General features: G+C 35.7%; 12 protein-coding genes. 8 read left to right on the top strand and 4 right to left on the bottom strand.

Annotation, left to right across the window (positions count from 1 at the left end; translation table 11 throughout):
* Window positions 1-56: 56 nt before the first annotated feature.
* The 3 genes from xerD to proC are packed head-to-tail and all read right to left on the bottom strand — an operon-like array spanning window position 57 to window position 2928.
* A complete protein-coding gene (xerD, locus tag DPV85_RS06870; protein ID WP_005698164.1) occupies window positions 57-950 on the bottom strand; it encodes a site-specific tyrosine recombinase XerD in 894 nt (297 codons plus the stop codon).
* Window positions 951-952: 2 nt separating this feature from the next.
* Window positions 953-2113, bottom strand: a complete 1161-nt coding sequence (locus tag DPV85_RS06865; RefSeq protein ID WP_111327511.1) for a 3-phenylpropionate MFS transporter — start codon at window positions 2111-2113, stop codon at window positions 953-955.
* Entirely contained in the window at window positions 2113-2928 is an 816-nt protein-coding gene (proC, locus tag DPV85_RS06860) for a pyrroline-5-carboxylate reductase (protein WP_111327510.1), read from the bottom strand. The genes DPV85_RS06865 and proC overlap by 1 nt, the downstream gene beginning before the upstream one ends.
* A gap of 68 nt (window positions 2929-2996) precedes the next feature.
* Here proC and rdgC point away from each other — a divergent pair, with 68 nt between their 5' ends.
* Window positions 2997-3908: a recombination-associated protein RdgC gene (gene rdgC, locus DPV85_RS06855; RefSeq protein WP_111327509.1), complete on the top strand. Its 912-nt coding sequence runs from the start codon at window positions 2997-2999 to the stop codon at window positions 3906-3908.
* Between the two features lie 82 nt (window positions 3909-3990).
* Here rdgC and typA read toward each other — a convergent pair whose 3' ends face one another.
* Window positions 3991-5841, bottom strand: a complete 1851-nt coding sequence (gene typA / locus DPV85_RS06850) for a translational GTPase TypA (RefSeq protein WP_049364789.1) — start codon at window positions 5839-5841, stop codon at window positions 3991-3993.
* 248 nt (window positions 5842-6089) lie between these two features.
* Between typA and glnA the strand changes: the two genes are divergently transcribed.
* From glnA to DPV85_RS06815, 7 genes are all read left to right on the top strand, one after another.
* Window positions 6090-7508: a glutamate--ammonia ligase gene (gene glnA / locus DPV85_RS06845; RefSeq protein ID WP_070868313.1), complete on the top strand. Its 1419-nt coding sequence runs from the start codon at window positions 6090-6092 to the stop codon at window positions 7506-7508.
* Between the two features lie 203 nt (window positions 7509-7711).
* On the top strand, window positions 7712-8845 hold the full coding sequence (locus DPV85_RS06840) for an LPS O-antigen chain length determinant protein WzzB (RefSeq protein WP_111327508.1): 1134 nt from the start codon (window positions 7712-7714) through the stop codon (window positions 8843-8845).
* 2 nt (window positions 8846-8847) lie between these two features.
* Window positions 8848-9648, top strand: coding sequence for a DUF4422 domain-containing protein (locus DPV85_RS06835; protein ID WP_207798039.1), 801 nt, complete (start codon window positions 8848-8850; stop codon window positions 9646-9648).
* 14 nt (window positions 9649-9662) lie between these two features.
* Entirely contained in the window at window positions 9663-10733 is a 1071-nt protein-coding gene (locus tag DPV85_RS06830; protein WP_207798038.1) for a pyridoxal-phosphate-dependent aminotransferase family protein, read from the top strand.
* 13 nt (window positions 10734-10746) lie between these two features.
* Window positions 10747-12072 (top strand): adenylyltransferase/cytidyltransferase family protein, encoded by a 1326-nt coding sequence (locus DPV85_RS06825; RefSeq protein ID WP_111327506.1) that lies wholly within the window; start codon window positions 10747-10749, stop codon window positions 12070-12072.
* Between the two features lie 12 nt (window positions 12073-12084).
* Window positions 12085-12960 (top strand): LicD family protein, encoded by an 876-nt coding sequence (locus DPV85_RS06820; RefSeq protein ID WP_111327505.1) that lies wholly within the window; start codon window positions 12085-12087, stop codon window positions 12958-12960.
* A 2-nt stretch (window positions 12961-12962) separates the two neighbouring features.
* Entirely contained in the window at window positions 12963-14168 is a 1206-nt protein-coding gene (locus DPV85_RS06815) for a CDP-glycerol glycerophosphotransferase family protein (protein ID WP_111327504.1), read from the top strand.
* The last annotated feature ends 147 nt before the right edge of the window (window positions 14169-14315 follow it).

Genomic DNA, 14315 nt, shown 5'->3' with positions numbered 1-14315 from the left:
TTTTCATACTAAAGTGCGGTCAAAAATAACGATAAATTTGACCGCACTTTTTGATCTTATCCTCTCGGATGAAATCTTTCATGAAGGTGTTTCAAGCGTTCTTTAGCCACATGAGTATAGATTTGCGTAGTGGAGAGATCGCTATGTCCGAGGAGCATTTGCACAACACGGAGATCCGCACCGTGGTTCACTAAATGTGTCGCAAAGGCATGACGGAGAACGTGCGGTGAAAGGGCATCCGTATCGATTCCCGCTAACACCGCATAATGCTTTATACGATGCCAAAAGGTTTGGCGAGTCATTTGCTGAGCTCGTTGACTTGGAAAGACCACATCTGAACTTTGTCCATTAAGCAAAATAGGACGACCGTAAAGTACGAATTGTCGCACCCAAAACGCGGCCTCTTCTCCCATTGGTACAATACGTTCCTTGTTGCCTTTGCCAATCACACGCACGACACCTTGTTGTAAATTCATATTTTCAATGGTGAGGGTGACCAACTCTGTCACACGCAATCCCGTAGCGTACAGCAATTCCAACATGGCTTTATCGCGTAACTCAAGCGGAATTTCTACATCTGGTGTATTTAATAAATCTGTGACTTGTTGCTCGGTTAAATACTTAGGCAAACGGCTTGGTAATTTAGGCGAGCTCAGTACGGCACTGGGATCATCTGTACGATATTTTTCACGGTATAAATATTGGAATAATTTCCGCATCGCACTTAGCATTCGTGCGGTGCTAGTCGCTTTATAGCCTTGTTCTAAACGGCTACCTAGAAATTGCTGTAGATCTAATGGCTCGAGGGTTTCGAGGGATAAATTTTGTTTATCCAACCAATCACATAGTGCGGTCAAATCGAGACGATAAGACTGCACGGTGTTTTCAGACAATCCTTTTTCGATCCAATATTCATTCAAGAACAAATCGACTAGCGTGAGATTATTCATGTTTACACTCTATGTACCAAAAAGGCTTTCACGCCACGTGGGGTGATAAATAAGCCAACGAAGGCAAAGGCGGCCATTAAACTAAAGGCATAAACTGGCGAAATTGGATAAAGTACGCCAGAAAGCGCAGTGAAAATCGCAATGGCTGCACATCCCGCCAAGGCATTGTATAAGCCTTGTAATTTCGCAATATGGGTTTGTGGTTGTGTGGTGATGTAACGCACAGTTGCGTAATGACCGACGACATAAGTAAGACTGTGAAAACATTGCAGTAAGACAATCTCAACAAAGGTATCGGCATAACCGAAAGCGAGCCAACGCACGATAGCCGCAATACCGGTGAGATAGAAAAGGGCTGTAATGGTCCAGTTTTTGAATAATCGAGTAGAGAAGAAAAAGACCACGATTTCAGCTAATACACTGATTCCCCAAAATAAACCTGCATCGGAAACGGAGTGGCCATGATTTGTCCAAAAAATAGTGCTATATGAGTAATAAGCGGCATGCGATCCTTGAATCAGTGAAATCGCAATAAACAAACGAAGGGTCGTTTTATTTTTCAGTAAGTCTAAAAATCCAACGGAATTTTCGACCGCACTTTGTGGTTCGTCCTGTGGCATTGGGTTTGGATGAAGTAACTGAACAATACTATAGAAAACGAGTATGCCCGTGATCATCCAAGTAATATATTGCTCACCCACGAGTCCAACAAAATAACCGAATACCATCACACCAACAACGAACGCAAAGGAGCCAATTAAGCGTGCTTTGCCGTAATCTAAATGAATTTGTTGTTGCCATGTACTGGCAAGGCTATCACCAATCGGCATACCGGCCGCATTCACCATGGAATACAACGCAAGTCCAATAAATAATAGCCAGAAATTGTGCGACATCAGTCCAATTAACGCCATTGTAATGGCACTGGCCACACCTAAATAACGTAAGCCATTTACTAAGAGAGATACGCGTTTGATTAAGCCGGAAAATAAAATACCACCGCTGAAACGGAAAATGTAGGCACAGGCAAGCAATAAGCCGATGCTTTCTTCGCTATAAGATTGCGTTTTCAACCATGCTGGGAACAGAGGAAGAAACACACCGTAGGCGCAGTAGTAGCCAAAAAAGCTCAAGGCGAGCCAAGTAAAAGGACGAACTTGCATTAGAATAATTTTTCCATTTCTTGTGAGCGTGCCACACAGGCCTGCATCGCTTGTTTAATGATGTCGTTAAATTGGTGTTGATTGAACACATTCAACGCGGCTGCGGTGGTACCGCCTTTTGAGGTGACATTTTCTCGTAAAGTCGAAAGAGCTGTCTGTGGATTTTCAATCACCAGCTTCGCCGAGCCTAACATGGCTTGTTGTACCAACGCACGAGATTGGTTTTCGTCTAAACCCATTTCTATTAAGCCTTGTTGCATGGCTTCTAAAAATTGGAAGAAGTAAGCCGGGCTACTGCCAGATGCCGCGGTGACCGCATGCATGTGATCTTCATTCGTCACCCAAGTGGTTTTCCCTACAGCTGAAAGTAAATCTTCCGCAAAAGTGCGGTCAATTTCAGGTATGTTTTTATCAGCAAATAAGCCTGCCATGCCTTCACCCACTAATGCAGGTGTGTTTGGCATCACGCGAACAATGGATTTTGCCGTTGGAAGGAGTTCAGCTAATCGGGCAGTCGAAATCCCTGCTGCAATAGAAATGATTAATTTATCAGAAAAATCAACCGCACTTAATGGCTTGCAAACATCGGCTAGCACTTGTGGTTTTACCGCAAATAAGACAACTTGAGATTGTGTGATGGATTGCTCGTTATCCGTAGAAACCGAGACGCCGTATTGAGCAAAAAAAGCACGTTTGTCTTCATTAGGATCATTAACAATAATTTTATCGGCAGGATAACCTTGTTTTAATATGCCGAGCACAATGGCTTGCGCCATATTGCCACCACCGATGAAGGCAATTAATTTCTGTTGCATCATTTTTTCCCGTGAGTTTATGGGCTACAATGTCGCGTATTTTACCCTATTATGAAGGAAGTGTTACGATGTGGTTTAAAAATTTAATGTCATATAGGCTGACGAAGCCCTTAGATTGGGATCTTAATGAATTACAACGCCAGTTGTCAGATTGTGAATTTCATCCTTGTGGCTCACAAGATCAAAGTAAATTCGGTTGGACGAATCCCTTGAAAGATAGCGAATTATTGCATTTTTCTGTTGGTAAATACATTTTATTGGTTGCGAAAAAAGAAGAGAAAATGTTGCCGGCGAATGTGGTAAAACGTGAATTAGATGAACGCATTGAAAGCCTGGAGCAAAAAGAAAACCGTAAATTGAAGAAAACGGAAAAACAAACGTTAAAAGATGATGTGGTGATGAATTTATTGCCACGCGCATTCACTAAAAATCAGCAAACTTCTGTATGGATTGATACGGAGAACAACCTTGTGCATGTCGATGCGGCATCCAGTAAACGAGCAGAAGATGCCTTGGCGTTATTACGTAAATCACTTGGTTCGTTACCCGTTGTACCCTTAGCTTTTGCAAATGAACCTTCGACCATTTTAACGGATTGGATTGTGCAGGAAAAAATCCCGCATTGGTTGGTGGCATTAGAAGAAGCTGAACTGCGTGGAAGCCAAGAAGACAGCGTGATTCGATGTAAAAAACAGCCTTTAGAAAATGAAGAGATTCTCGCGCTTTTACAAGATGGAAAAAAAGTGGTGAGCAAGCTTGCATTGGAATGGGAAGATACGCTGACTTTTGTGTTTAATGAAGATTGTACGCTCAAACGTTTAAAATTTGCTGATACGGTGCGTGAGAAAAATGCCGATATTTTAAAAGAAGATTATGCACAACGCTTTGATGCTGATTTTGTATTAATGACGGGCATTTTATCTAAACTGACAGAAAACTTGCTTGATGAATTCGGTGGCGAGAAAGTCAGATTAGGCTAGTTTTAATCATGAAATAAAAAAGGCGAACATGATGTTCGCCTTTTTTGTTTAAAAGTGCGGTCAAATTTCCGCACGTTTTTAATTAGTGTGTGCTCGTACTGGTTGTTGTACGGTTTGCACGTTTACGATCGTTTTCCGTTAAGAGTTTTTTACGGATACGGATCGATTCAGGTGTTACTTCCACTAACTCGTCGTCATCGATAAACTCGATGGCTTGTTCAAGTGTAAATTTCACCGGCGTGGTTAAGACGATGGCATCATCTTTACCTGATGCACGCATATTGGTGAGTTTTTTACCTTGTAAACAGTTAACGGTTAAGTCGTTTGTACGGCTGTGAATACCGATGATTTGACCTTCGTAAACTTCTACGTTGGCTTCGATCATTAATTTACCACGCTCTTGTAAACCAAATAGTGCATAAGCTAATGCTTTACCTGTCGCGTTAGAAATTAATACACCGTTTTTACGTTGGCCGATTTCACCTGGTTTGATGTCATCGTAGTGATCGAAACTAGAGTAAAGTAAACCAGTACCTGACGTCATAGTCATGAATTCACCACGGAAACCGATTAAGCCACGGCTCGGGATGATGTATTCTAAACGCACACGGCCTTTGCCATCCGGCATCATATCGCGAACTTCACCTTTACGGATACCTAATGCTTCCATGACAGAACCTTGGTGTTGTTCTTCTACGTCGATAGTCACTTGTTCGTAAGGCTCTTGTTTTTTGCCGTTGATTTCACGGTAGATTACTTTAGGACGAGAAACCGCAAGCTCATAACCTTCACGACGCATATTTTCAATTAATACAGAAAGGTGTAATTCACCACGGCCAGAAACACGGAATTCATCTGGGTTTGGTGTTTCTTCTACGCGTAATGCCACGTTGTGAACTAATTCTTTGTTTAAACGTTCAAGAATTTGACGAGAAGTCACATATTTACCTTCTTGCCCCGCAAAAGGAGAAGTATTTACACAGAAGAACATGGTGACAGTTGGTTCATCAACGGTTAATGAAGGTAAGGCTTCAACGGCGTTGATATCACAAATAGTATCCGAGATATTTAATTCACCTAAACCGGTAATCGCGATGATATCACCTGCGTAAGCAACATCTTCTTCATAACGTTGTAAACCAAGGTGACCTAACACTTGACCTACACGGCCTTGACGAGTTTTACCTTCGCCATCAATGATAGTCACAGGTTGATTTGGTTTGATTGCACCACGTTTGATACGACCGATACCGATAACACCCACATAGCTGTTATAGTCTAATTGTGAGATTTGCATTTGGAATGGGGCATCAAGTTCCACTTTTGGCGGTTCAACGTGTTGAACGATCGCTTCAAATAATGGGGTCATGTCTTCCGCTAATTCTTCGTGTTCAAGACCTGCGACACCATTTAATGCAGATGCATAGATAATAGGGAAGTCTAATTGCTCATCGGTTGCACCAAGGTTAACGAATAAATCAAAAACTTGATCCACCACCCAGTCAGGACGAGCGCCTGGGCGGTCAACTTTGTTGATAACTACGATTGGTTTTAAACCGTGAGCAAAGGCTTTTTGGGTTACGAAACGCGTTTGTGGCATTGGGCCGTCAAAAGCATCTACGACTAAAAGTACAGAATCCACCATAGAAAGCACACGTTCTACTTCACCACCGAAGTCGGCGTGTCCTGGGGTATCTACGATGTTAATGCGATAACCATTCCAGTTAATTGCAGTATTTTTTGCAAGAATGGTAATACCACGTTCTTTTTCAAGATCGTTTGAGTCCATTACGCGTTCATCAACATCACCACGAGTTGATTCAAATGTACCAGATTGTTGAAGGAGTTTGTCAACGAGGGTGGTTTTACCATGGTCAACGTGAGCGATAATTGCGATATTGCGCAATTTATTAATATCAATGTCGTTTTTCATTTATTACGTTCTTAATGTTTAAGTTTTGTAGGGTGGAATTTTTATGCCACCGAATAGTCCAAGTAGTTTGAATTAGTGAGTAAACCCACTCTACGAGAATCTCGAAAGGGCAAAAATTATACACGATATTTCGCTGCTCTGCTATGCTAGGGCATAAAATAAATCTTATGAAAAAAGCAAGCGATTGCGTTATAATGCTCCTTTAATTTTATTAAAGATTATACACATAGCAAAATAGAGGACTCCTTATGCCAAATGCAAATGCAATTGCCAACGTATTCAAACTGATCGAAGAGAACGATATTAAATTCGCACTACTTCGTTTCACTGACATTAAAGGTAAAGAACACGGTGTTTCTATCCCGGTTAGCCTTGTCGATGAAGATATGTTTGAAGATGGCAAAATGTTCGATGGCTCTTCTGTTGAAGGTTGGAAAACCATTAACAAAGCCGATATGCTTTTAATGCCAATTGCTGAAACTGCAGTAGTCGATCCATTTGCGCAGATCCCAACACTTTCAATTCGTTGTAGCGTTTATGAGCCAACAACCATGCAAAGCTATGATCGTGATCCGCGTTCAATCGCTATTCGCGCAGAAAACTATATGCGTTCAACAGGCGTTGCAGATCAGGCATTCTTTGGTCCAGAACCTGAGTTCTTCTTATTTGATGATGTGCGTTTTGATGTATCAATGAACCGTGCTTCTTTCGCCATTGATGACATTGAAGCCGCTTGGAACACCAATAAAAAATATGAAGGCGGTAACAATGCTTATCGTCCATTGAAGAAAGGTGGTTATTGTGCGGTGGCACCAATTGATACAGCTCATGATATTCGTTCTGAAATGTGTTTAATTTTAGAAGAAATGGGCTTAGTCATCGAAGCTCATCACCATGAAGTGGCAACCGCGGGCCAAAACGAAATTGCAACGAAATTCAACAGCTTAACCTTAAAAGCAGATGAAACACAAATCTATAAATATGTGGTGCAAAACGTTGCATTAGAACATGGTAAAACCGCTTGCTTTATGCCGAAACCAATTACGGGTGATAATGGTTCAGGTATGCACTGTAATATGTCATTAAGCAAAGATGGCAAAAACATTTTCCAAGGTGATAAATATGCAGGCCTTTCTGAAACCGCACTTTATTATATCGGCGGTATCATTAAGCATGCAAAAGCATTAAATGCATTCACTAATCCAAGTACTAACTCATACAAACGTTTAGTGCCTGGTTTTGAAGCACCAGTATTGTTGGCTTACTCTGCAAGTAACCGTTCAGCTTCAATTCGTATTCCGGCAGTAACTAGCCCGAAAGCAATCCGTATTGAAGCGCGTTTCCCAGATCCAATGGCAAACCCATATCTTGCATTTGCTGCATTATTAATGGCGGGCCTTGATGGCGTAGTGAACAAAATTCACCCAGGTGATGCAATGGATAAAAATCTTTACGATCTTCCACCGGAAGAATTAAAAGATATTCCAGCAGTCGCGAGCTCGCTAGAAGAAGCATTGAATTCATTAGAAAAAGACTATGAATTCTTAACGCAAGGTGGTGTGTTTACGAAAGACTTTATCGAAGCATTTATTAATATTAAACGTAAAGAAGTAGAGCGTTTAAATATGACACCACATCCTGTTGAGTTTGAGATGTATTATGCCTAGTGCGCGTATAATTAACTGATTCTATTTATAAAAGGTATTATCAAATTTTGATGATACCTTTTTATTTTATTAAATAAATGTATTTTATTATTAACATAAATGAAGTATAAAATGGAGTAGAGACTAGTTCCCTTGTTAGAGTAGGGGAATTTAGGTAGAATGGGGTAGTCTATAACATGTCGAAGTACTTAAAGGAATTGATGATGGCTAATGTTTATTCGCAAAAAATAAATGAAACTGATGAGGTTGACTTAATTGAATTAATAAGAACCTTATGGAAGAAAAAACTATGGATTATTTTGTCTGCTTTCGTTTTTACTATCATCGCAGCAGGCTATGCCTTTACAGCTAAAGAGCAATGGACATCTACAGCTATTGTTGCTGCTCCCCGCTCAACTGATTTAGGAAGTCTTTTGCCCGTGCGTGCAGAATATGCTCGTATTGTGGGTGATAGTGAATTTTCAACTGGTAAATTATCAAATTCTCTTTATGAACAATTTAAACATTTTCTTTTATCAAGTGATTTAAAAAGAGAGTTTTTGTCACAATCGACTTTAGTTAAAGATTACACTAAAGAAATGACAGATGAACAAAGAGATAATTACATTGAGACTGCAATTTCAAACTATCTCGTAGTTCATGAAGTTGATCCAAAGAAGAAGGATTTGACTGAATTAGATAAAATTGGATTAAAGCTTACTTTTTCAGCTGAAACGCCTAAATTAGCTCAATCAGTATTGATTGATTATATTAATTTTGTGAATAAATATGTCTTAAATCAAACTAATAAAGAATTTAAGCTCGGGTTTAATTTACGCTTAGATGCTTTAAAGTTTACTAAATTACAAATTGAAGAAAGCTTAACTGAGGCTAAAAAGGTTCAAGTAGAGAATTTAACTAAGGCTTTAAATATCGCGAAGAAAGCAGGAATTACAGACTTTTCTAAAGCAAATACAAATAGTTTATCGGTTCCTGAATATATGTTAGGTGAGGGACGTTTAAATATCTCTGACTCTAAATTAGCTGATGGGACCTACCTATTTATGTTGGGAGAGAAATATTTACAAGCGCAACTAGATATTGCAAAGAATACAGAAATTGTTTATCCAGTAGATTATTATAGTACAGAAAGACAGTTAACAAAATTAACAAAATTGGAGCCTAGTTTAGATAATATTGGAGAAGTAAAAAGTTATTATTATTTGAGTTCTCCAGACTATCCCGTTCAACGTGATTGGCCTAAGCGATTGATTTTACTTATTGTAGGATTTGTTTTTGGTGTAGTACTTTCATCATTAATCATTTTAGCTAGAGAAGTATTTTCAAATAAGGCATAAATATGAAAGATATTAAAATTATTATAGCTACACACAAGCAACATTTTATGCCATCAGATGATATGTATCTGCCATTACATGTAGGTAAATTAGGGAAAGAGGAACTTGGTTATCAAGGCGATGATACTGGTGATAATATCTCAGCTAAAAATCCTAATTTTTGTGAGCTAACAGGGCTTTATTGGGCGTGGAAAAATTTACCTAATGATTATTTAGGTTTAATTCATTATCGCCGTTTTTTTAGTGTAAAAAGCCGTGCAGAGCGTAAAAAGAATCCGTTAGAAACACTCTATTTAACACGCGAAGAAGCGAGTCAATTATTAAGCCAATATGATGTAATCGTACCAAGTAAACGCAATTATTACATTGAAACGCTTTATTCGCATTATGCGAATACCTTACATGCCGAGCATTTAGATATAACTCGTGAAATTATTGCCGAAAAGTGCGGTGAGTTTTTAGGAAGTTTTGATGCGGTAATGAAACAGCGTGGCGGCTATATGTTTAACATGTTCATAATGTCTAAAGAATTAGTGAATGATTATTGCAGTTGGCTATTCCCCATTTTATTTGAATTAGAAAAACGTATTCCTGCGGAACAATATTCAGTATTTCACGCTCGTTTTTATGGACGTGTCAGTGAGTTGTTATTTAACGTTTGGTTAAAACAATATTCTCAATCTAAACTATTAAAAGTGAAAGCAATTCCATTTGTTTATGGTGAGAAAATTAATTGGTTGAAGAAAGGAACTGCATTTTTAATGGCTAAGTTCTTTGGTAAGAAATACGAAAAAAGTTTTTAATAGAGGAATATAAAATGAAATTATTCACAATTGGTCCAGTAGAAATGTTGCCTGAAATCAAGAAAGTTGCAGGTGAACAAATACCTTATTTTAGAACCGATGAATTTTCAAATATTATGTTGGAGTCTGATAGGCTCATAAAAAAATTGATGAATTCGGGAGAAAATTCTAAATCTATTTATTTAACCGCTTCAGGTACAGCTGCAATGGAAGCCGCGTTAATGAATTGTATATTACCGACAGATAAATTATTGGTTATTAATGGAGGTACATTTGGAGCTAGATTTAGTCAGATTTGTGATATTCATGAGTATGATTATTGTGAGATAAAACTCGGAGGTAATGAGGAATTAACATATAAACATCTAGAAGAATATGAAAATATAGAGTTCAATGCTTTAGTTGTAAATATTGATGAAACTTCTACTGGTCAATTATATGACATAGAGTTACTTTCGCAATTTTGTAAAAGAAAAGGAATGTATTTAATTGTTGATGCGATTAGCTCTTTCTTATGTGATCGATATGATATGAGTAAATATGATATTGATATAACGATTATTAGCTCTCAAAAAGGCTTATGTATTGCTCCAGGACTATCTATTGTGGTACTTAGTGATAGGATTGTTACTGATAGAATATTAGTTAATAATGTTAAATCTCTTTATTTTAATTTTAAGGAATACATTGCTGATTTTGAAAGAGGACAAACTCCGTTTACTCCTTGTGTAGGTATTTGTTTGGAGATGCATAAGGCATTAGCTATAGTTGATTCTATTGGTATTGATAAGTATTTGAATAATATTAAAACTGTTGCTCTGGATTTTAGAAATAGAATAAAGGATTTGCCAGTTTCAATTCCTAAATTTCCATTAAGTAATGCTATTACTCCGGTAATTTTTGAGAAGCCAATTGCAACTAAAGTATTTACTACATTAAAAAATGAATATCAAATGATGGTAAACCCTACAGGAGGGAAAAATAAAGAATATTCTATTAGAGTTGCTCATATAGGAAATACGACAGTAAATGATAATGAGAAATTAGTTTCAGCTATAAAAGAAATTCTTAAAAATATATCTTAGGGAATAAGATGAAATGAAAAAAGTTATAACCTATGGAACATTTGATTTATTTCATGAAGGGCATTTAAATTTACTTAAGCAAGCAAAATTGTTGGGTGATTATTTAATTGTTGGTATCACGTCTGATTATTTTGATAAATGCCGTGGTAAGTATAATGTTCATGATTCACTAATGACCAGGATCTCTAATGTTCAGGAGACTGGGCTTGCGGACGAGATTGTTATTGAAGAATATTTTGGACAGAAAATAGATGATATTAAGAAGTATGGTATTGATATTTTTACTGTCGGTTCTGATTGGGTAGGTTATTTTGATTATTTACGAGAATACTGTGAGGTTATTTATTCTAAAAGAACTAAAGGCATCTCAAGTACCCAAATTAGAAATACTCATTCACTAAAATTGGGTATTATAGGTGGAGAGAAAATTGTTGATAGATTTTTATCCGAAGTTAGCTTTATTAGTGGTGTTAGCATAACAGGTGTTTATTATGCAGGTCCAGTTTCTTCTGAAAAATGTAAAGAGTTATATGAATATAATAGTCTAAATGAGTTTTTCTCTCAGAGTGATGCCGTTTATGTTAATGTACCTTTAAAATATAGATATAAACATATAAAAGAATCGTTACTCAATGGTAAACATGTTCTTACAGAATTTCCTTTTTCAAATAACTATGATAATGCAAAAGAGCTAATTGAACTTGCTAATGCACGTAATTTAGTGTTGATGGAGGGCTTAAAAACGGCATATTGCCCAGCATTTACGAAAATGATTTCATTGGTTAAAAGTGGAGTTATTGGAAATATATTAAATATTGAAGCTAGGTTTACACAAGTTCTTGAAGATGACCTATTTAATGAACAAATTCGTATTTCTGGTGGGAGTATTGAATCGTTAGTTTCTTATCCTTTGCTTATTATATTTAAATTACTAGGAATAAATTATGAAGATATTTCATTTACATCACATTTTGAAAATAATATTGATATTTTTACTAAAATAGACTTACGTTACTCTAATTCTATAGCTAGTGCAACAGTTGCTATTAAAGCTAAAGCAGAAAGTAATTTAATTATTGCTGGGACTAAGGGATATATATATGTCCCTGCGCCATGGTGGAAAACAGAATTTTTTGAAGTATGCTATGAGAATATAAATAATAATAGTAAGTACTTTTATAAGTTTGAAGGTGAAGGGTTAAGATATGAATTAGTTGAATTTATTAGAACTATTCAAACTAATGCGGTGCAGAACAATTTATTGAATTATAATGAAATGTTAGCTGAGACTAAAGTGATCGATTTATTTTTATCTAACTATAATGTGAAAAAATTTTAACGAGAATAATATATGGTAATTGAATCTCTACACGCAGAAGAAATCTGTGGATTTTATGTTAACGAAAAAATGAAATTAGTTTGGAAAACTGAATTAGAATTACTTAAGAAATTTATTTCGGTATGTGAAAAATATAATCTGAAATATTATATGGCTGGAGGGTCATTATTAGGTGCAATTAGACATAGTGGATTTATTCCATGGGACGATGACATTGATATTGATATGCCTAGAGATGATTATAATAAATTGCTTGAAATTGCAAAATATGAATTTACGGATCCTATTTTCTTTCAAACTACATATACAGAACAAAATTATGTTAGACCTCATGCACAAATTAGAAATTCAAATACAACAGCTATTGTTAGTCATGAAAAAGGACTATATTTTAACCAAGGAATTTTTATTGATATCTTTCCCTTGGATTCAGTACCAGCGAATAAGATAAAAAGATATTTTCATTCAAATATATTAAAGCTTCTAAGCATTATTTTGAAAGCAGGTATTATGATTAATCCTGTAAAAAACCCTAGTAGATTGAAATGTTTAGCTCATTATCTTGTGATGCCCATCTTCAAGTTATTTGATTATAAGAAATTGTTTCATTTATTTGAAGATATTTGCTCTAGATATAATAATAACAAGGATCTACCTATAGGAGAAATTTCCTTTGATTATAGAGATAAATGTATTTGGCCAAGAGAATGTTTTAATGATGTTACTATAAAGGATTTTATGGGGCTTAAAGTTGCTTGCCCTATCGGGTACGATACTATACTAAAAATTACTTTTGGAGATTATATGACTCCTCAGCAGGAAGCATCTTATCATGGTAATATTATTTTTGATACAGAAATTAGCTATAAAGAATATTTAGAGAAATAAGTATGTTAAGTTTAATAAAATCTTTTTTGAAAAACTCACCTTTGATTTACTATGCTTGTAAAGCAGTTGTCGTCTATAGTTTATTAATGCTAAGGGGTGTTATTTATTTCTTATCTTTTTTAATTCCATTAAAATCGAACAGAATATTGTTTAGAGCATATGAGGGGAGAGGGTATACTTGCAACCCCAAAGCTATTTCAGAATATATATTAAACAAAACTAACGAATATGAAATTATTTGGGCATTTAAGGAGCCTGAAAAGTTTCTTTATTTGCAAGAGAAAAATATTAAACTAGTTAGAGTATATAGCATTAAATATTATTATTATTATATTTCTTCTTCAGTTCTAATATTTAATGATTTTTGGTCATCATTTATTAAACCTAGAAAGAAACAAATATTTATTAATACGTGGCACGGTAGCGGTGCGTTAAAATGTGTTGGATTATGTACTATGCCACATCCAGTAGATAAACTGCTTTATAAAATGCGACATTCATTTGGATACTTAATTTGTGGCTGTCAAAAATTTAAAGAAATTAGGGAGATATCATTTGGAGATAATATAATCGATCTAGAAATAGGTTTACCTAGAAATGATATTTTTTTTGCAAATGAATTGTTAAAAGGTCAGATTATTTCTAAAGTAAGAAAAGAGCTTGATATTGATTCTTCTTTAAAAATTGCTTTATATGCTCCTACTTATCGTGAAAATTTTGCAAAAGAATTATATGGACTAGATATTTCTAGTACTTTGAGTTCATTAGAAAAGAAATTTGGTGGTAAATGGGTGTTGTTAGTGAGAAGTCATTATTTTAATACTGACGATAGTGAAATAGATGGTTCTATTATTGATGCCTCTTCATACTCTGATATGCAAGACTTATTATTAGCTTCGGATGTACTCATAACTGATTATTCTTCATCTTCTTGGGACTTCTCATTACAATATAAACCATGTTTCTTATATATGCCTGACTTAGATACATATAAAAAGGATTTTAGTTTTTATAACCCTATCGAAGGTTTGCCTTACCCTAAAGCGAGTACGAATGAAGAATTAATAAATAATATTACAGAATTTAATTATGAAGAGTTTAAAATTAAATTGATTGATTTTTATACTGAGTTTGGTAATTTTGATAATGGGAAGGCTTCAGGAAAACTATACAATGTTATATTAGATGGTACATATGATGAATATTAAAAATAGAGTTTTAACATTTATATTTTTATTATTCTATACAGCTAATGTATTTTTTTCTAATATATCTAATTCACAATACTTTATTAGTCTAGATAATCACGAAATGATTTTGAGTAAAATCAAGATTATTTTATATGGCATAGGTTT

Source organism: Haemophilus parainfluenzae (assembly GCF_003252725.1).
Classification (GTDB): Bacteria; Pseudomonadota; Gammaproteobacteria; order Enterobacterales; family Pasteurellaceae; genus Haemophilus_D; species Haemophilus_D parainfluenzae_L.
This window is presented reverse-complemented; position numbering and strand designations above follow the sequence as displayed.

Coding starts and splice junctions, on each gene's coding strand:
- DPV85_RS06835 (WP_207798039.1), top strand. CDS start 8,848: ATGAAAGATATTAAAATTATTATAGCTACACACAAGCAACATTTTATG.
- typA (WP_049364789.1), bottom strand. CDS start 5,841: ATGAAAAACGACATTGATATTAATAAATTGCGCAATATCGCAATTATC.
- rdgC (WP_111327509.1), top strand. CDS start 2,997: ATGTGGTTTAAAAATTTAATGTCATATAGGCTGACGAAGCCCTTAGAT.
- glnA (WP_070868313.1), top strand. CDS start 6,090: ATGCCAAATGCAAATGCAATTGCCAACGTATTCAAACTGATCGAAGAG.
- DPV85_RS06825 (WP_111327506.1), top strand. CDS start 10,747: ATGAAAAAAGTTATAACCTATGGAACATTTGATTTATTTCATGAAGGG.
- DPV85_RS06820 (WP_111327505.1), top strand. CDS start 12,085: ATGGTAATTGAATCTCTACACGCAGAAGAAATCTGTGGATTTTATGTT.
- DPV85_RS06815 (WP_111327504.1), top strand. CDS start 12,963: ATGTTAAGTTTAATAAAATCTTTTTTGAAAAACTCACCTTTGATTTAC.
- proC (WP_111327510.1), bottom strand. CDS start 2,928: ATGCAACAGAAATTAATTGCCTTCATCGGTGGTGGCAATATGGCGCAA.
- xerD (WP_005698164.1), bottom strand. CDS start 950: ATGAATAATCTCACGCTAGTCGATTTGTTCTTGAATGAATATTGGATC.
- DPV85_RS06840 (WP_111327508.1), top strand. CDS start 7,712: ATGGCTAATGTTTATTCGCAAAAAATAAATGAAACTGATGAGGTTGAC.
- DPV85_RS06830 (WP_207798038.1), top strand. CDS start 9,663: ATGAAATTATTCACAATTGGTCCAGTAGAAATGTTGCCTGAAATCAAG.
- DPV85_RS06865 (WP_111327511.1), bottom strand. CDS start 2,113: ATGCAAGTTCGTCCTTTTACTTGGCTCGCCTTGAGCTTTTTTGGCTAC.